Consider the following 18,039-nt stretch of genomic DNA (forward strand, 5'->3'; position numbering starts at 1 on the left):
CCCATGAACAAGCAATTCCTTGTAGGCTCATGGGCCCGGTGGTGCAGGATGATTTCGCCTGCCAACAGAAGGACAAGAACAACAATGATCGGCTTTACCTTCCGCCAGCTCGAATACTTCGTGGCCACTGCCGAACAAGGCAGCGTCAGCGCCGCGGCCCGGGCCAAGCATATTTCGCAACCTTCGGTGTCGCTGGCGATCTCTCAGCTCGAGGCGATCCTGGGCGAGAAGCTGTTCCTGCGCCAGGCCAGCCGCGGCCTGGAACTGAGCCCGGCCGGGCGCCAGCTGCTCGAGCAGGCGCGCGAAATCCTGGCCATGGCTGCTGGCATCGGCACAGCGGGGGACGAACCGGAAGTGCTGCGCGGCAACCTGAGCCTGATCTGCTTCCAGGACCTGGGCCCCTGGTACGCGCCACGCCTGCTCAGCGGCTTTCGCCAGCGTCACCCGGAAGTGGCCATCACCCTGTTCGAGACCGACCTGGCGGGCGTCAACCGACGCCTGAACGACGGCAAGGCGGAACTGGCACTGACCTATGACGTGGGCCTGGACCCGCAGATCGAGCGGCGCGTGCTGGCGCAGGTGGCGCCCTATGCCCTGTTGCCGGTGGACCATCCCTTGGCCCGCCAGGAACAGGTCTCGCTGGTCGAGCTGGCCGAGGAATGCCTGATCCTCGAAGACATCGCCCGCACCCGTGAATACTTCCTGTCGCTGTTCTGGGCCCATGACCTGCAGCCACGTTCCCAGCAACTGACCCAGACCTTCGAGATGCAACGCGGGCTGGTCGCCCATGGCTATGGCGTGGCGTTATCCTGCACCCGCCCCGCGGGGGACCAGAGCTACGATGGCCGGCCATTGGCGTGCCGGCCCTTGCGCGAAGCGGTCAGCCCGCAGTCGGTGGTGCTGGCGCAGTCCAGCGCCATGCGCCCCTCGCCTGCGGCCCAGGCATTCCTGCGCTGGGCCAGCGAGCTGTTTTCCGTCTGACTCAGGCGCTGACTGGTGCCGGGCGCGACTGGCGCGCCACCCACAACCAGTAGCCCACCGACAGCAGGGCCAGCCAGCCGAGGCCGACGTACATCGCCGTGCGGGTATCCGGGAACCAGCCCAGCACGCCGAAGATGAACAGCATGAACACGATGGCCAGGGCCGGCCCTACCGGCCACAGCGGCACCGGGAAGTCCAGGGCGGCGATTTCCTCGCGGCTCATGCCGCGGCGCATGGCGACCTGCGAGAGCAGGATCATCAGCCACACCCAGACGATCGAGAAGGTCACCACAGCGGCCAGGATGAGGAACAGGTTCTCCGGCACCAGGTAGTTGAGCACCACACCCAGCAGCAAAGCGACGCCCATCACCACCACGGTCATCCATGGCACGCCGAAGCGCGACAGCCGCGAAAAGCCCGACGGTGCCTGGCCGTTCTGGGCCATGCCGTACATCATGCGCCCGGCACTGAAGATATCGCTGTTGATCGCCGAGACTGCCGCCGAAATGACCACGATGTTGAGCAGGGTCGCGGCCGAGCCGATGCCCAGGCCGCTGAAGATCTGCACGAACGGGCTGCCCTGGCTGCCGATCTTGGTCCAGGGGTAGATGGCCATCAGCACCACCAGCGTCAGCACGTAGAACAGCAGGATGCGCAGCGGCACCGAATTGATCGCCTTGGGCAGCACGCGCTTGGGGTCCTTGGCTTCGCCGGCGGTGATACCGATCATCTCGACGCCGCCGAAGGCGAACATCACCACGGTGAAGGAGGCGATCATCCCGCCGATGCCGTTGGGGAAGAACCCACCGTGACTCCACAGGTTGGACAGCCCCGTGACGGTCTCGGCGCCATTACCCAGCTGGATGCCGAACAGCAGCACCGCGCCACCGGCCAGGATCATCGCGATGATCGCAGTGACCTTGAGCAGCGACAACCAGAACTCCATTTCACCGAACACCTTGACGCTGCACAGGTTCAGCGCGCCGATGAAGCAGACGATGCCCAGCACCCAGATCCAGCGCGGGGTGTCGGGGAACCACAGGCCCATGTAGACACCGAAGGCGGTGACGTCCGCCAGGCACACCACCAGCATGGAAAACGCATAGCTCCAGCCGGTGAGAAACCCCAGGTAGCGCCCCAGGTACTGACTGGTGTACTGCCCGAACGAGCCGGACACCGGGTTGCGCACGGCCATCTCGCCGAGGGCGCGCATCATCATGTAGATGGCCGCACCACCGATCAGGTAGGCCAGCAGCACCGACGGCCCGGCCAGCTTGATCGCCGACGCCGAGCCATAGAACAGCCCCGTGCCGATCGCCGAGCCCAGCGCCATGAAGCGGATGTGCCGGGTACTCAGGCCCCGTCGCAGGTTGTTGTGGTCGTTCATCCCAGGGACTCCTCGTTGTTCTTGTTCTTGGCCGGCAGTCGCGCTGCCGTGGAAGGGTTCACGCAAGGCCCGGAAACCGCAGGGCGCAGGGCTATTAACCGGCCAATCGAAAGGCAAGACAACAAGGTGGGGCATACAGAATAGCTATAGTGACGAATAGGAATTCTGTGATTTACCCGGCCCTCGCCGGCACCCGATGCTGGTGCCACGACAACAACAAGGAGAGGGCTGCCCCATGAATCCCCACATCGAAGACTACCAGCGCGACGGCGCAGTGATCCTGCGTGGCGTGTTCAAGGACTGGATCGAACGCCTGCGCGAAGGCTTCGAGCAGAACCTGGCCGAACCCAGCGCCTTCGCCATCGAGAACGTCGGCTCCGGCGAAGGCGGGCGGTTCTTCGAGGACTACTGCAACTGGCAGCGCATCCCCGCGTTCACCGACTTCGTGCTCAACTCCCCCGCTGCGGGCCTGGCCGGCGAACTGATGGGCGCCCAGCAGGTGCAGGTGTTCCACGACCACATCCTGGTCAAGGAGCCCGGCACCGCCAAGCCCACCCCCTGGCACCAGGACCTGCCCTACTACTGCGTAGACGGCCTGCAGACTGCCAGCTACTGGATCCCCCTGGACCCGGTCACCCGCCACAACACCCTGAGCGTGGTGCTTGGCTCGCACCGCTGGCCCAAGCCGGTCCGCCCCAAACGCTGGGCCAGCAACCAGGACTTCTACGGCGCCACCGACGCCGACGGCCAGAACCTGTACATGGACATGCCGGATGTAGAGAACGGCGAATACCAGATCCTGTCGCCGGAACTGGAGCCGGGCGATGCCATCATCTTCGACTTCCGCACCGTGCACGGCGCGGCGGGTAACACCGGCACCGGCAGGCGCCGGGCTTTCTCCACCCGCTTTTTGGGCGACGACGTGCGCTACGTGCAGCGCCCCGGCCGCACCTCACCGCCCTTCCCGGGCATCAACCTGCGTGATGGCGAGCGTATGCGCGAAGACTGGTTCCCGGTGGTCTGGCAACGCAGCTGAAAGCGCGTTGCCCCGCGCCCGCCCGCGCGGGGCAACGCCGCTTCGATGATCAACGAAGTGGCCTGGGCGCCTGTGCCCGGCAGGCAAGAACCTGTAGACTTGGGCGTTTCGCATTTTGTCTGAGACGCACAGCTTCAAGGCCTTGAATGTCTGACCTTTCCGCACACACACCAATGATGCAGCAGTACTGGAAGCTGAAGAACCAGCACCCAGACCAGCTGATGTTCTACCGCATGGGCGACTTCTACGAGATCTTCTACGAAGACGCGAAGAAAGCCGCCAAACTGCTGGATATCACCCTGACCGCCCGTGGCCAGTCCGCCGGCCAGTCGATCCCCATGTGCGGGATCCCCTTCCATTCGGTGGAAGGTTACCTGGCCAAGCTGGTCAAGCTCGGCGAGTCGGTGGTGATCTGCGAGCAGATCGGCGACCCGGCCACCAGCAAGGGGCCGGTGGAGCGCCAGGTGGTGCGGATCATCACCCCCGGTACGGTCAGCGACGAGGCCCTGCTCGACGAGCGCCGCGACAACTTGATTGCCGCGCTGCTGGGCGATGAGCGCCTGTTCGGCCTGGCAGTGCTGGACATCACCAGCGGTAACTTCACCGTCCAGGAAATCAAGGGCTGGGAAAACCTGCTGGCCGAGCTCGAACGCATCAACCCGGTGGAGCTACTGATCCCCGACGACTGGCCCCAGGGCCTGCCGGCGGAAAAGCGCCCGGGTTGCCGCCGCCGCGCGCCGTGGGACTTCGACCGCGACTCGGCACGCAAAAGCCTGTGCCAGCAGTTCGCGACCCAGGACCTCAAGGGCTTTGGCTGCGACAAGCTGACCCTGGCCATCGGCGCCGCCGGCTGCCTGCTGACCTACGCCAAGGAAACCCAGCGCACCACCCTGCCGCACCTGCGCAGCCTGCGCCATGAGCGCATGGACGACACGGTGATCCTGGACGGCGCCAGCCGCCGCAACCTGGAGCTGGACGTCAACCTGGCCGGTGGCCGCGACAATACCCTGCAATCGGTCATCGACCGCTGCCAGACCGCCATGGCCAGCCGCTTGCTGACCCGTTGGTTGAACCGCCCGCTGCGCGACCTGAAGGTGCTCAAGGCGCGCCAGGACTCGATCCGCTGCCTGCTCGACGGCTACCGCTTCGAAAAGCTGCAGCCGCAGCTCAAGGAAATCGGCGACATCGAGCGGATCCTGGCCCGTATTGGCCTGCGCAACGCCCGCCCGCGTGACCTAGCCCGCCTGCGCGATGCCCTGGGCGCCCTGCCCGAGCTGCAGAACGCCATGGCCGAGCTGGAGGCCCCGCACCTGGCACGCCTGGCGGCGATCACCGGCACCTACCCGGAACTGGCCAGCCTGCTGGAACGGGCGATCATCGACAACCCGCCAGCGGTGATCCGCGACGGCGGGGTACTCAAGACCGGCTACGACAGCGAGCTGGACGAGCTGCTGGCCATGAGCGAAAACGCCGGCCAGTTCCTCATCGACCTGGAAGCCCGGGAAAAAGCCCGTACGGGCCTGGCCAACCTCAAGGTCGGCTACAACCGCGTGCACGGCTACTATATCGAGCTGCCCACCAAGCAGGCCGAGCAGGCGCCGGGCGACTACATCCGCCGGCAGACCCTCAAAGGTGCCGAGCGCTTCATCACCCCCGAGCTCAAGGCGTTCGAGGATAAGGCGCTGTCGGCCAAGAGCCGCGCCCTGGCCCGCGAGAAAATGCTCTACGACGCCCTGCTCGAGACCCTGATCGGCCACCTGGCCCCGTTGCAGGACAGCGCCGCTGCCCTGGCCGAGCTGGATGTGCTGAGCAACCTGGCCGAGCGCGCGCTGAACCTGGACCTCAACTGCCCGACCTTCGTCGACGAGCCCTGCCTGCGCATCGATCAGGGCCGCCATCCGGTGGTCGAGCAGGTGTTGACCACGCCATTCGTGGCCAACGACCTGGCGCTGGACAACAACACGCGGATGCTGATCATCACCGGCCCGAACATGGGCGGTAAGTCCACCTACATGCGCCAGACCGCGCTGATCGTACTGATGGCGCATATCGGCAGCTTCGTACCTGCAGCGCGCTGCGAGCTGTCGCTGGTCGACCGCATCTTCACCCGTATCGGCTCGAGCGACGACCTGGCTGGTGGGCGCTCGACCTTCATGGTCGAGATGAGCGAAACCGCCAACATCCTGCACAACGCCACCGACCGCAGCCTGGTGCTAATGGACGAAGTCGGCCGCGGCACCAGCACCTTCGACGGCCTGTCGCTGGCCTGGGCCGCCGCCGAGCGCCTGGCCCAGCTGCGTGCCTACACGCTGTTCGCCACGCACTACTTCGAGCTGACCGTGCTGCCGGAGAGCGAGCCGCTGGTGGCCAACGTGCATCTGAACGCCACCGAACACAACGAACGCATCGTCTTCCTGCACCATGTACTGCCTGGTCCGGCCAGCCAGAGCTACGGCCTGGCCGTGGCGCAGCTGGCCGGCGTGCCGGCGCCGGTCATCCAACGTGCCCGCGAGCATCTGGGCCGCCTGGAAACGGCCAGCCTGCCCCATGAGCAACCGGTCAAGGTCGCCAAGGGTGAGCCGCAGGTCCCGCACCAGAGCGACCTGTTCGCCAGCCTGCCACACCCGGCCATCGAGAAGCTGGGCAAGCTAGACCTGGACGAAATGACACCGCGCCAAGCTATCGAAACGCTATATCAACTGAAAAACCTGTTATAACGGCGCCCACAACAAGCTGGTAGAATCCGCCGCGGTTTGCCGGTGCTGCAGGTTATTAGCCTGGCCTGCAGCCAACTGCCTGTAAACCGCGCGGCCCGTTAGAGGAAGGGCCGCCGCCGTCGCCTGAGGAGAGAACTAGAAATGACCTTCGTCGTCACCGACAACTGCATCAAATGCAAATACACCGACTGCGTGGAAGTCTGTCCGGTGGACTGCTTCTACGAAGGCCCGAACTTCCTGGTGATTCACCCGGACGAGTGCATCGACTGCGCCCTGTGTGAGCCGGAATGCCCGGCCCAAGCCATTTTCTCGGAAGACGAAGTACCTGCCGGCATGGAGAACTTCCTCGAGCTGAACGCCGAACTGGCGGAGATCTGGCCGAACATCACCGAGCGCAAGGACCCGCTGCCGGACGCCGAAGAGTGGGATGGCAAGCCTGGCAAGATCGAGTATCTGGAACGTTGAGCGTCCGAACCTGAAAAAGGCCCGAAAGGGCCTTTTTATTGCCTGCAAAACACCTTGCAGACTTCACCCTTGTGGGAGCGGCCTTGTGCCGCGATCGGCTGCGCAGCAGCCGTAAAATCAGCGCCCCCAATACACCAGGTAGAACGTGCATGCAGGCTTTACGCCTGCTACGCAGCCGATCGCGGCACAAGGCCGGCTCCTACAAGGCGAGCGTGGGTATTGCGGCTTTTTCCGGGCAAAAAAAAGGGGCGGTTTGACCCGCCCACATTTTTTCCGTAGTCCCTGCTTGTCCCAATCATCATCCTGATGAATCGCGTCTTGCGATGTCCCTGACCTTCATCCTTGAAAGCCTGTGTCAGTCCGTCGACACAGTTCGAATACTAGCCATTCCAGTTTGACGAGCAAGGGTCAAACCTCTCAAAACAATTCAGTGGACACATGTTTTCACACCTAAAAAATCCTCAATTATCAGCATGTTAGGATTTCAAGCCCGGTGGAAACGACAATGATTTACTGATCCCTACAGAAAAGTCCTACATAACAGGTAAGCAATCTCTTACACGCACTGCTACAACGGTAGCGAAGTAAACATTCTCGCCCACGAACAAAAACGCCCCGAGGTCATCGGGGCGTATATCAAAGCAGCGGCGCTTACTGGAACAGAGACTCGCTGGAGAGCCCGTTCTTCTCGAGGATCTCGCGCAGGCGCTTGAGCCCCTCGACCTGGATCTGCCGCACCCGCTCGCGGGTCAGGCCGATTTCCAGGCCGACATCCTCCAAGGTGCTGCTCTCATGCCCGCGCAGGCCGAAACGGCGTACCACCACCTCACGCTGTTTGTCGGTCAGCTCGCCCAACCACTGGTCGATGCTCTGGGACAGGTCATCGTCCTGAAGCAACTCGCATGGGTCGGTCGGGCGGTCATCCGTCAAGGTGTCGAGCAGAGTCTTGTCGGAGTCCGGGCCGAGCGAGACGTCCACCGAAGAAACCCGTTCGTTGAGCCCAAGCATGCGCTTGACCTCCGCGACCGGTTTTTCCAGCAGGCTGGCGATTTCTTCCGGGGAGGGCTCATGGTCGAGCTTCTGGGTCAACTCCCGTGCCGCGCGCAGGTAGACGTTGAGCTCCTTGACCACGTGGATCGGCAGGCGAATGGTGCGGGTCTGGTTCATGATTGCCCGCTCGATGGTCTGGCGGATCCACCAGGTGGCGTAGGTCGAGAAGCGGAAACCCCGCTCGGGGTCGAACTTCTCCACCGCCCGGATCAACCCCAGGTTGCCCTCCTCGATCAAATCGAGCAACGACAGGCCACGGTTGACGTAACGGCGAGCGATCTTGACCACCAGGCGCAGGTTGCTCTCGATCATGCGCTTGCGACCAGCCGGGTCCCCTTTCTGCGACAGGCGCGCATAGTGCACTTCCTCTTCGGGAGAAAGCAGCGGGGAGAAACCGATCTCGTTGAGATACAGCTGGGTGGCATCGAGCGCCCGGCTGTAATCGATGTACTTGTGTTGCTTGAGCGATGAGCCTTGTTTGGCCTTGGTCCGAACCGAAGGTACAGCAGGTTCGTCTGACACCACATCCGTTTCCAAAACGATGCCTGTCTCCATCAGAAGGAGGTCATCGTCGATGTCAAACTCCGGCACTTCTTTGCTGAGAGCCATTGTTATAGTCCTTTGCTGAGTTCGAACTCAGGCTCGAGCGGCACCTGTTTCCCTGGCAGCGCTGGAGCCTGTCCCCTCTACGTCAGTGGGAACAGGCCGGGGGCAAAGATCAACGACGTGGCAGGAACTGGAGCGGATCGACGGGTTTGCCCTGGCGGCGAATCTCGAAATGCAGCTTCACCCGATCAGTGCCCGTTGACCCCATTTCAGCGATCGTCTGCCCTGCCTTGACCTGCTGTCCCTCCCGAACCAAAAGCCTGCGGTTATGACCGTAGGCACTGACGTAGGTATCGCTGTGCTTGATGATGATCAGCTCGCCGTAGCCCCTCAAGCCACTCCCGGCGTACACCACTGAACCACCAGACGCAGCAAAAACAGGCTGTCCCAAATCACCGGCGATATCAATGCCTTTATTCAAACTACCGTTTGAAGCGAATTTTCCAATCAGCACGCCATTGGCTGGCCACGTCCACCCGCCCACGGAGCGCTCTGCGGCAGGCACCTGGGTGATCACGGGAGCCGGCGTCGTGGGTGCTGGAGTGGAAGGCCGGCTACTCGCAGGAGGCGTGGCCGGGGTGCCCACAGGGCGGCGGGTGACCGTGGTCCTGCTGGACGAGGAAGGGCTGGACACCACGCGGGTCGTGCCGGTGGAGCCACTGCTGAAACGGATGGCCTGGCCAGGCCGGATGGTATAGGGGGCGGCGATATTGTTGCGTGCCGCCAGCTCCTTATAGTCCCAGCCATAGCGGAAGGCGATGGAATACAGGGTATCGCCAGGCTTGACCACATAATGACCGGACGTCACGGTGGGGCGCTTGGGCACCGTGTTGTTGCGATCCACCACACGCGCGTTGTTGGAACCGGTGCTGGAGCAGCCAGCCAGCGTTGTGGCCATGGCCAGGGCAATCAGCAGAAGCCTGAAAAACGACTGATCCTTGCGTTGCCGCATGATTGTGTGCCCCACCCGCGCTCCCCTCATGGTGCCGAAACGATGACGATACGAAATGCAATATTGTTGCAATTATAAACGAGCCGACACGCCTTGGGGTGCCGGCTCAAACGCCACGACAAGACTGGCGAAACCCCGCACGATAGACAGGGACGCGACAGAAGAATTCGTCGATGTTGTAAATATTCCCGTGTGCCCTCAGGCCAGCGGGCCGTTGAGCAGTGGCACGAAGCGCACGGCTCCCAGCACGCGGCGGGAGAAACCATGCTCCTCACGCACGATCAGCATCAATTGCTGCGCTTCGCCGGCAGGCCCCACCGGGATCACCATGCGCCCACCGGGTGCCAGCTGGTCCAGCAGCGCTTGAGGCACTTCCGGTGCCACGGCAGTGACGATGATGCCGTTGTAGGGCGCAAGCGCCGGCCAACCCTCGCAGCCGTCCCCCCAACGGAACACCACGTTGCGCAGGTTGAGCTCGACCAAGCGCTCCTTGGCTCTGTCCTGCAGGACCTTGATCCGCTCCACCGAGAACACCCGTTCCACCAGCTGCGCCAGGACCGCCGTCTGGTAGCCTGAGCCCGTGCCGATCTCCAGGACCTTGTCCAGCGGGCCCGCCTCGAGCAGCAGCTCGCTCATGTGGGCGACCATGAACGGCTGGGAGATGGTCTGGTTGTGCCCGATCGGCAGTGCGGTGTCCTCGTAGGCCCGGTGCGCCAAGGCCTCGTCGACGAACAGGTGGCGCGGGGTACGACGAATGACCTCGAGCACTTGCGTGTTCGACACACCTTCCTCGTACAGGCGCTGTATCAGCCGCTCCCGGGTCCGCTGGGAAGTCATGCCGATACCGCGGCGCAGCATATCGTCCTGTTCACGCATCAGAGCAGGCCCTCCAGCCAACCGTCGAGACGTTCGAAGGCATCATTGAAGGTGCGGTCCAGCTGCAGTGGGGTGATCGACACATAGCCCTGCATCACCGCATGGAAGTCGGTACCCGGCCCACCGTCCTCGGCATCGCCGGCCACGGCAATCCAGTAGCCTTCCTTGCCTCGTGGGTTGACCACTTTGGTCGGCGCAGCCGCGCGCGCCCGGTGGCCGAGGCGGGTCAGCTGGATGCCACGGATATGCTCGAGCGGCAGATTGGGAATGTTGACGTTGAGCACTGTGCGCGGTGGCAGCTCCAGGCGCGACTGAGCCTCGACCAGACGCCGCGCGATGTAGGCGGCGGTGGGCAGGTTATCCGGCTGGCGCGACAACAACGAGAAAGCAAGCGACGTACCGCCCAGGAAGCGCCCCTCCAATGCCGCGGCGACAGTACCGGAGTACAGCACGTCGTCGCCCAGGTTGGCGCCCAGGTTGATGCCGGACACGACCATGTCGGGCGTCTCCGGCAACAGGCCGTTGAGCCCCAGGTGCACGCAGTCGGTCGGCGTGCCGTTGAGGCTGATGAAGCCATTGGCCAGTGTCTGCGGGTGCAGTGGCCGATCCAGCGTCAGCGAACTGCTGGCGCCGCTCTTGTCTTGATCCGGGGCAATCACTACGCACTCGGCGTGATCCACCAGCGCAGCATGCAGCGCGGCGAGGCCGGGTGCGGTAACACCGTCGTCATTCGAAATCAGAATACGCATGGGCTGTCCGTCTGCCCTGCCGGCACCAGATCGACGAGCTCGCGCACAACCACGGTGGCGAAGCATCCGGCCGGAAGGACGAATTCCAGTTGCAGGATATCAGGCTCGGGATAATGCCACGTCAGCTCGCCAATAGGGAGCCGCAAGATACGCCGTTCGTGACTCATGCCCGCTTGCGCCAGCCACTGGCACAGCGCCACGTGCTGTTCGCCGATGCTTGATTCCAGCGTGGATACTGGGCCACAGGCCGGCGTAGGCCCTTCGCCCCACAAAGGGCCGGTAGGATGCAAGTCGAGAATCGACAATCGAGGATCAGAACATTCCTCCTCTCCCGCAGGAAAAAAGCTACGACTGTCCGTGAATGCCAACAGATCACCCACCTGCGCCTGGTTCCAGGTGCCTTCGGCGACCCGTGCGGCCAGCACTTGGTTGAACAGGTAGCTGCGCCCGGCCGACAACAGCCGCGAACGGACATTGCGCTGCTCGGGCAATGCCTTGCGAGCTGCCCAGTCCTGGGCATCGTGCACGTTACCGCCGGCATGACCGAAGCGCTGGCTGCCGAAGTAGTTCGGCACGCCCTGCGCCTTCAACAACGCCAGGCGCGCATCCAGGGCGTCGTGGTCGGCCTGCAAGGCGGTCAGGCGCAAGGTAAAGCCATTGGCCGAATGGGCCCCACGCTGCAGCTTGCGTTGGTGGCGAACCTGCTTGAGCACCCGCAGGCTGGCGTCTTCGGCCCGCGACAGGTCGGGGTCGGCCTTGCCCGGCAGATGCAGGCTGAACCATTGGCGGGTCAAGGCCTGGCGGTCCTTGAGGCCCGCATAGCTGATGGTACGTACCGGCACGCCTGCGGCACGGGCCAGGCGCCGGGCTGCCTCCTCGGTGTTCAGGTCGCGCTTCTCGACCCACAGCCAGAGGTGTTCGCCCTGGCCGGACAACGGGATGTCCAGCACCTCATCGACCTGGAAGTCCTCGGCAACGGCTTTGAGCACCGCCTGGCCGAGCGGTTCGCCCGATGCCCTAGGGCCCAGCAGCTCCAGTTCGGTCATGCTGGCAGTAACAGGGCCACCGCATGCACGGCGATGCCCTCCTCACGGCCGGTGAAGCCTAGTTTCTCGGTGGTGGTGGCCTTGACGTTGACCTGGTCGAGGGCGACCTGCAAGTCTTCGGCGACCCGCTGACGCATGGTCTCGATGTGCGGCGCCATCTTCGGTGCCTGGGCCACGATGGTGGCGTCGACGTTGCCGACCTTCCAGCCCTTGGCCTGGACGATGCCAACCACGTGGCGCAACAGCACGCGGCTGTCGGCGCCCTTGAACTGGGGGTCGGTATCGGGGAAATGCTTGCCGATGTCGCCCAGCGCCGCGGCGCCGAGCAAGGCATCGCTCAGGGCGTGCAACAGCACGTCACCATCGGAATGGGCCAACAGGCCGTATTTGTGGGGGATACGCACCCCACCCAGGGTAATGAAATCACCGTCGCAGAAACGGTGCACATCGTAGCCGTGGCCAATACGCATAGGAAAAAGCCCTGATTGAGTCAGGGCTGGATTCTACCTGCTTTTGAGACATTGGGGCTGGAGGTGATCGCCACGACATTTTTTGCGCCTGCGAGATCGAGCGCCGCGCGGGCGGCGCTCGATCTTGCAGGCACCCAAAATGCTACGCCTTACACCCGCCCCAAGGCCACCGCATGATGACGCAGATGTTCATCGATGAAGCTCGCGATGAAGTAGTAGCTGTGGTCATAGCCCGGCTGCAGACGCAGGGTCAGCTCATGGTTGCCCTTGCGTGCGGCCTGCTCCAAGGTTTCGGGTTTGAGCTGCTTCTCCAGGAAGTCATCCCGGTCGCCCTGGTCCACCAGCAGCGGCGGGCATTGACCGACAGGCGTCTCGGCAAGCAGCACGCTGGCATCCCACTCACGCCAGCGCGCGCGGTCGTCACCCAGGTAACGGGAAAACGCCTTTTCGCCCCACGGGCAATCCATCGGGTTGCTGATCGGTGAGAATGCCGATACCGAGCGGTACCGGCCCGGGTTGCGCAAGGCGCACACCAGCGCACCGTGGCCGCCCATGGAATGGCCGCTGATGCTGCGCTGATCGGAGGCCGGGAAATGAGCTTCCACCAGGGCCGGCAGTTCGTGCACCACATAGTCATGCATGCGGTAGTGCTGGGCCCAGGGCTGTTGGGTGGCGTTGAGGTAGAACCCGGCACCCAGGCCGAAGTCCCAGGCCCCCTCCGGGTCACCCGGCACCTGCTCGCCGCGTGGGCTGGTGTCGGGGGCGACGATGATCAGCCCAAGCTCGGCGGCCAGGCGCTGGGCGCCGGCCTTCTGCATGAAGTTCTCGTCGGTGCAGGTCAGGCCGCTGAGCCAGTACAGCACCGGTAGCTTCTCGCCCTGCTCGGCCTGCGGTGGCAGGTAGACGGCGAACACCATGTCGCAGCCCAGCACCTTGGAAGGGTGCCGGTAGCGCTTGTGCCAGCCGCCGAAGCTCTTCTGGCAGGAAATGTTTTCCAGGCTCATGACAGACCTCAGAAGTGGATCACGCTGCGGATGCTCTTGCCTTCATGCATCAGGTCGAAGGCTTTGTTGATGTCTTCCAGGCCCATGGTGTGGGTGATGAAGGTATCCAGCGGGATCTCGCCTTTCTCGGACATTTCCACGTAGCTTGGCAGCTCGCTGCGGCCGCGCACGCCACCGAAGGCCGAGCCGCGCCATACGCGACCGGTGACCAGCTGGAACGGACGCGTGGCGATTTCCTGGCCGGCACCGGCCACGCCGATGATCACCGACTCGCCCCAGCCCTTGTGGCAGCACTCCAGTGCGGCGCGCATCAGTTGTACGTTGCCGATGCACTCGAAGGAGAAGTCCACGCCGCCGTCGGTGAGGTCGACGATCACTTCCTGGATCGGGCGATCATAGTCTTTCGGGTTGATGCAGTCGGTGGCGCCCAGCTGGCGAGCGATCTCGAACTTGGCCGGGTTGATGTCGATGGCGATGATGCGCGAGGCCTTGGCCTTGACCGCGCCGATCACGGCAGACAGGCCGATGCCGCCCAGGCCGAAGATGGCCACGGTATCGCCCGGCTTGACCTTGGCGGTGTTGAGCACCGCACCGATACCGGTGGTGACGCCGCAACCGAGCAGGCACACCTTCTCCAGCGGCGCTTCCTTCTGGATCTTGGCCACGGAGATTTCCGGCAGCACGGTGTACTCGGAGAAGGTCGAGGTACCCATGTAGTGGAACAGCTGCTGGCCTTTGTACGAGAAGCGGGTGGTGCCGTCAGGCATCAGGCCCTTGCCCTGGGTGGCACGGATGGCCTGGCACAGGTTGGTCTTGCCCGAGAGACAGAACTTGCACTTGCCGCACTCAGGGGTGTACAGCGGGATCACGTGGTCACCCACGGCCACCGAGGTCACGCCCTCGCCTACCGCTTCGACGATGGCGCCGCCTTCATGGCCGAGGATCGATGGGAAGATGCCTTCCGGGTCGGCCCCGGACAAGGTGTAGGCGTCGGTGTGGCAGACACCGCTGGCGACCACGCGCAGCAGCACCTCACCGGCCTTGGGCATGGCCACGTCGACTTCGACGATTTCCAGGGGTTTCTTGGCCTCGAAGGCAACGGCAGCGCGGGACTTGATCATCAAAGGGCTCCAGATAAGAGGATCGATACTGCCCGGCAGTGTAATTCACAAGCTTTTGATGAATAATCCGGCAAAAGTAAAAACATTATTGCTGTACAGGGATAATCAATGAGCAGCCGTTGGGAAGGTATCGACGAGTTCGTCGCCGTGGCCGAAACCGGGCAATTCACCGCCGCAGCCGAACGCCTGGGTGTTTCCTCCTCCCATATCAGCCGACAGATAGCCCGCCTCGAAGAGCGCCTGCAGACGCCACTGCTGTACCGCAGCACCCGCCGGGTGACCCTCAGCGAAGCCGGGCAGACCTTCCTGCAGCATTGCCAACGCCTGCAGGACGGCCGCGAGGAAGCGCTGCGCGCCATGGGCGACTTGGCCAGCGAGCCCAAGGGGCTGCTGCGCATGACCTGCGCAGTGGCCTATGGCGAACGCTTCATCGTGCCCCTGGTGACCCGCTTCATGACGCAGTACCCACAGTTGCGGGTCGAGGTGGAGCTGAGCAACCGCACCCTGGACCTGGTCCATGAAGGCATGGACCTGGCGATACGCCTCGGGCGCCTGCAGGACTCTCGCCTGGTCGCCACGCGGCTGGCCCCACGGCGCATGTACCTGTGCGCATCGCCTGCGTACCTGGAACGTTACGGTCGGCCCCACAGCCTTTCGGAGCTGGCCCGGCACAACTGCCTGGTCGGCAGCTCGGATGTGTGGATGCTGCAACAGGACGGCCGGGAACTGAGCCAGCGGGTTCAGGGCAACTGGCGGTGCAACAGCGGGCAGGCGGTGCTGGATGCGGCATTGTTGGGGATGGGGTTGTGCCAGTTGCCAGACTATTACGTGCTCGAGCATTTGCACAGCGGCGCGCTGGTGTCACTGCTGGAGGCACATCAGCCACCGAACACGGCCGTGTGGGCGTTGTACCCGCAGCAGCGGCACCTGTCGCCTAAGGTGAGGCGGTTGGTGGATTACCTGAAGGAAGGGTTGGCGGGGTTGCCGGAGTACCGGGTGGCCTGATGGTTCGCTGGGGCCGCTGCGCGACCCTTTCGCGGCACAAGGCCGCTCCTACAGGTGAACGCGAAGCCCTGTAGGAGCGGCCTTGTGCCGCGAAAGGACCGCGCAGCGGTCCCAACACCTTCAGCGTCTAGCCGCCCACCGCTGGCGCAACCACTCCAGGTCTTCCGGGCGGGTGACCTTGATATTGTCACTGCGCCCTTCGACCAGCCGCGGCGCCTGCCCGGCCCACTCGATGGCAGACGCTTCGTCGGTGACCAGCACATCCGACACCAGGCATTCCGCCAGGGCCCGGTGCAAGGCGCCGAGACGGAACATTTGCGGCGTATAGGCCTGCCAGATGGTACTGCGGTCCACCGTGGCGCTGACCCGCCCATTGGCATCGGCGCGCTTGAGGGTATCGCGCGCCGGCACCGCAAGCAGGCCGCCGACAGGGTCATCGGCCAACTCCGACAGCAACCGGTCCAGATCGCTACGCGCCAGGTTCGGCCGCGCCGCGTCATGCACCAGCACCCAATCGTCGTCGGCCGCGCCCTGTGCGTGCAACAGCAACAAGGCATTGAGCACCGAGTCGGCACGTTCACAGCCACCGGCCGCCCGCTGGATACGGGGGTCGCTGGCGCAACGCAGGCCAGGCCAGTACGGGTCGTCGGGGGCAATACTGACCACCACGCCCTTGAGCGTGGGATGGTCGAGGAAACAGTCGAGGCTATGCTCGAGGAGGGTCTGCCCGCCCAACTGCAGGTACTGCTTGGGTCGATCGGCAGCCATGCGGGCGCCAACACCCGCAGCAGGAATCACGGCCCAGAAGGCCGGTAGCATCTGTGTCATTTTTGCGGTAACTGGTAGAGGGTTTCGCCCTCCTTGACCATCCCCAGTTCATGACGAGCCCGCTCTTCCACGGTCTCCATACCTTTTTTCAACTCCAGGACTTCGGCATCCAGCACACGGTTACGCTCGAGCAGCCGCTCGTTTTCCGCATGCTGTTCGGCGATCTGCTGCTTGAGCTCGGCCACCTGCGCCAGGCTGCCATTGCCCACCCAGAGGCGGTACTGCAGGCCACCCAGCAGCAGGAGCAGGACGAGAAACAACCAATAGGGACTGCGCATCAAGGTATCCAGAGGTAAAAGGCCGCCGCTGCGGGCTTCCGATAGCACGAAGCCTGGCCGAGGCCAGGCTTCGTCGACAGAAACCCGTAAGAAGCGTCTGGTGTTCAGTGCGAACGTTCAGACAGCCTCGGCTGCTGCCTTTTTACCATCTCTTGCTCAGCCGCGAAACTCGGCACGACCGCGGTACACCGCCTTGGCGCCCAGTTGCTCTTCGATACGCAGCAGCTGGTTGTACTTGGAGACGCGGTCGGAACGGCACAGCGAACCGGTCTTGATCTGGCCGGCAGCGGTACCCACGGCCAGGTCGGCGATGGTGGAATCTTCGGTCTCGCCGGAGCGGTGCGAAATCACCGCAGTGTAGCCAGCGGCCTTGGCCATCTGGATGGCTTCCAGGGTTTCGGTCAGCGAGCCGATCTGGTTGAACTTGATCAGGATCGAGTTACCGATGCCCTTCTCGATGCCTTCCTTGAGGATCTTGGTGTTGGTCACGAACAGGTCGTCACCGACCAGCTGGACCTTGGCGCCGATCTTGTCGGTGAGGATCTTCCAGCCAGCCCAGTCGGACTCGTCCAGGCCGTCTTCGATCGAAATGATCGGGAAGCGCTCGGTCAGGCCCTTGAGGTAGTCGGCAAAGCCTTCGGCGTCGAACGACTTGCCTTCGCCGGACAGGTTGTACTTGCCGTCTTCATAGAACTCGGAAGCCGCGCAGTCCAGGGCCAGGGTCACGTCGGTGCCCAGCTTGTAGCCAGCCTTCTCGACGGCCTCGGCGATGGCGCCCAGGGCGTCTTCGTTGGAGGTCAGGTTCGGGGCGAAGCCACCTTCGTCACCCACGGCGGTGTTCAGGCCACGCGCCTTGAGCACAGCCTTGAGGTGGTGGAAGATCTCGGTGCCCATGCGCAGGGCGTCGGAGAAGGTCTTGGCGCCGACCGGCTGGACCATGAACTCCTGGATGTCGACGTTGTTGTCGGCGTGTTCGCCACCGTTGATGATGTTCATCATCGGCACCGGCATGGAGTACTGGCCTGGGGTGCCGTTGAGGTTGGCGATGTGTGCGTACAGCGGCAGGTCCTGATCCTGGGCAGCAGCCTTGGCAGCAGCCAGGGAGACGGCCAGGATGGCGTTGGCGCCCAGCTTGGCCTTGTTCTCGGTACCGTCCAGTTCGATCATGGCGCGGTCCAGGGCTTTCTGGTCAGCCGGGTCCTTGCCCAGCAGCAAGTCGCGGATCGGGCCGTTGATGTTGGCGACGGCCTTCAGCACGCCCTTGCCCAGGTAACGGCTCTTGTCGCCATCACGCAGCTCCAGCGCTTCGCGCGAGCCAGTGGAAGCACCCGACGGCGCACAGGCGCTGCCGATGATGCCGTTGTCGAGCAGTACATCGGCTTCCACGGTGGGGTTGCCACGCGAATCGAGAACTTCACGACCTTTGATGTCGACGATCTTTGCCATTGTTGTAAGCACTCCAGAATTG

The 18,039-nt window shown here is 63.7% G+C and carries 17 protein-coding genes; 5 read left to right on the forward strand and 12 right to left on the reverse strand.

Annotation, left to right across the window (positions count from 1 at the left end; translation table 11 throughout):
• The first annotated feature begins 84 nt into the window (after positions 1-84).
• Positions 85-981, forward strand: coding sequence for a LysR substrate-binding domain-containing protein (locus AC1MHZ_RS04535; protein WP_084854424.1), 897 nt, complete (start codon positions 85-87; stop codon positions 979-981).
• A 1-nt stretch (position 982) separates the two neighbouring features.
• On the opposite strand, the gene AC1MHZ_RS04540 is transcribed toward AC1MHZ_RS04535, so the two are convergent.
• A complete protein-coding gene (locus AC1MHZ_RS04540; protein ID WP_482966068.1) occupies positions 983-2,368 on the reverse strand; it encodes an amino acid permease in 1,386 nt (461 codons plus the stop codon).
• 235 nt (positions 2,369-2,603) lie between these two features.
• Between AC1MHZ_RS04540 and AC1MHZ_RS04545 the strand changes: the two genes are divergently transcribed.
• The 3 genes from AC1MHZ_RS04545 to fdxA all read left to right on the forward strand — a co-directional run bounded on the left by AC1MHZ_RS04545 (position 2,604) and on the right by fdxA (position 6,586).
• Positions 2,604-3,404: a phytanoyl-CoA dioxygenase family protein gene (locus AC1MHZ_RS04545; protein ID WP_482966069.1), complete on the forward strand. Its 801-nt coding sequence runs from the start codon at positions 2,604-2,606 to the stop codon at positions 3,402-3,404.
• A gap of 146 nt (positions 3,405-3,550) precedes the next feature.
• A complete protein-coding gene (gene mutS / locus AC1MHZ_RS04550) occupies positions 3,551-6,121 on the forward strand; it encodes a DNA mismatch repair protein MutS (RefSeq protein WP_482966070.1) in 2,571 nt (856 codons plus the stop codon).
• A 141-nt stretch (positions 6,122-6,262) separates the two neighbouring features.
• Positions 6,263-6,586: a ferredoxin FdxA gene (gene fdxA, locus AC1MHZ_RS04555; protein WP_084854416.1), complete on the forward strand. Its 324-nt coding sequence runs from the start codon at positions 6,263-6,265 to the stop codon at positions 6,584-6,586.
• Between the two features lie 651 nt (positions 6,587-7,237).
• Here the strand turns inward: fdxA and rpoS are convergent.
• From rpoS to AC1MHZ_RS04595, 8 genes are all read right to left on the reverse strand, one after another.
• Positions 7,238-8,245: an RNA polymerase sigma factor RpoS gene (gene rpoS, locus AC1MHZ_RS04560; RefSeq protein ID WP_084854413.1), complete on the reverse strand. Its 1,008-nt coding sequence runs from the start codon at positions 8,243-8,245 to the stop codon at positions 7,238-7,240.
• Positions 8,246-8,354: 109 nt separating this feature from the next.
• Complete coding sequence (locus AC1MHZ_RS04565; RefSeq protein WP_084854410.1) at positions 8,355-9,209, reverse strand: peptidoglycan DD-metalloendopeptidase family protein; 855 nt, start codon at positions 9,207-9,209, stop codon at positions 8,355-8,357.
• A gap of 183 nt (positions 9,210-9,392) precedes the next feature.
• Positions 9,393-10,031: a protein-L-isoaspartate(D-aspartate) O-methyltransferase gene (locus AC1MHZ_RS04570; RefSeq protein ID WP_172402942.1), complete on the reverse strand. Its 639-nt coding sequence runs from the start codon at positions 10,029-10,031 to the stop codon at positions 9,393-9,395.
• A 38-nt stretch (positions 10,032-10,069) separates the two neighbouring features.
• On the reverse strand, positions 10,070-10,819 hold the full coding sequence (surE, locus tag AC1MHZ_RS04575) for a 5'/3'-nucleotidase SurE (RefSeq protein WP_084854406.1): 750 nt from the start codon (positions 10,817-10,819) through the stop codon (positions 10,070-10,072).
• Positions 10,807-11,865: a tRNA pseudouridine(13) synthase TruD gene (gene truD / locus AC1MHZ_RS04580; RefSeq protein WP_368829916.1), complete on the reverse strand. Its 1,059-nt coding sequence runs from the start codon at positions 11,863-11,865 to the stop codon at positions 10,807-10,809. The genes surE and truD overlap by 13 nt, the downstream gene beginning before the upstream one ends.
• Entirely contained in the window at positions 11,862-12,335 is a 474-nt protein-coding gene (gene ispF, locus AC1MHZ_RS04585) for a 2-C-methyl-D-erythritol 2,4-cyclodiphosphate synthase (protein WP_084854401.1), read from the reverse strand. Before ispF ends, truD begins: the two co-directional genes overlap by 4 nt.
• A 149-nt stretch (positions 12,336-12,484) precedes the next feature.
• Positions 12,485-13,339, reverse strand: coding sequence for an S-formylglutathione hydrolase (gene fghA, locus AC1MHZ_RS04590; protein WP_482966071.1), 855 nt, complete (start codon positions 13,337-13,339; stop codon positions 12,485-12,487).
• Between the two features lie 8 nt (positions 13,340-13,347).
• Positions 13,348-14,460, reverse strand: a complete 1,113-nt coding sequence (locus AC1MHZ_RS04595) for an S-(hydroxymethyl)glutathione dehydrogenase/class III alcohol dehydrogenase (RefSeq protein ID WP_016712915.1) — start codon at positions 14,458-14,460, stop codon at positions 13,348-13,350.
• Between the two features lie 108 nt (positions 14,461-14,568).
• On the opposite strand from AC1MHZ_RS04595, the gene AC1MHZ_RS04600 reads away from it, so the two are divergent.
• A complete protein-coding gene (locus tag AC1MHZ_RS04600) occupies positions 14,569-15,465 on the forward strand; it encodes a LysR substrate-binding domain-containing protein (RefSeq protein WP_368829915.1) in 897 nt (298 codons plus the stop codon).
• A 120-nt stretch (positions 15,466-15,585) separates the two neighbouring features.
• On the opposite strand, the gene ispD is transcribed toward AC1MHZ_RS04600, so the two are convergent.
• The 3 genes from ispD to eno form a co-directional block, all read right to left on the reverse strand.
• Positions 15,586-16,293 carry a 2-C-methyl-D-erythritol 4-phosphate cytidylyltransferase gene (gene ispD / locus AC1MHZ_RS04605; RefSeq protein ID WP_084854395.1) on the reverse strand — a complete coding sequence of 236 codons (708 nt, stop codon included), beginning with the start codon at positions 16,291-16,293 and terminating at the stop codon, positions 15,586-15,588.
• Positions 16,290-16,571, reverse strand: coding sequence for a cell division protein FtsB (ftsB, locus tag AC1MHZ_RS04610; RefSeq protein WP_043208829.1), 282 nt, complete (start codon positions 16,569-16,571; stop codon positions 16,290-16,292). Before ftsB ends, ispD begins: the two co-directional genes overlap by 4 nt.
• A gap of 156 nt (positions 16,572-16,727) precedes the next feature.
• Complete coding sequence (gene eno / locus AC1MHZ_RS04615) at positions 16,728-18,017, reverse strand: phosphopyruvate hydratase (protein WP_043208831.1); 1,290 nt, start codon at positions 18,015-18,017, stop codon at positions 16,728-16,730.
• Positions 18,018-18,039: the final 22 nt, after the last annotated feature.

The sequence above is a fragment of the Pseudomonas sp. FA-1 genome (assembly GCF_056856075.1).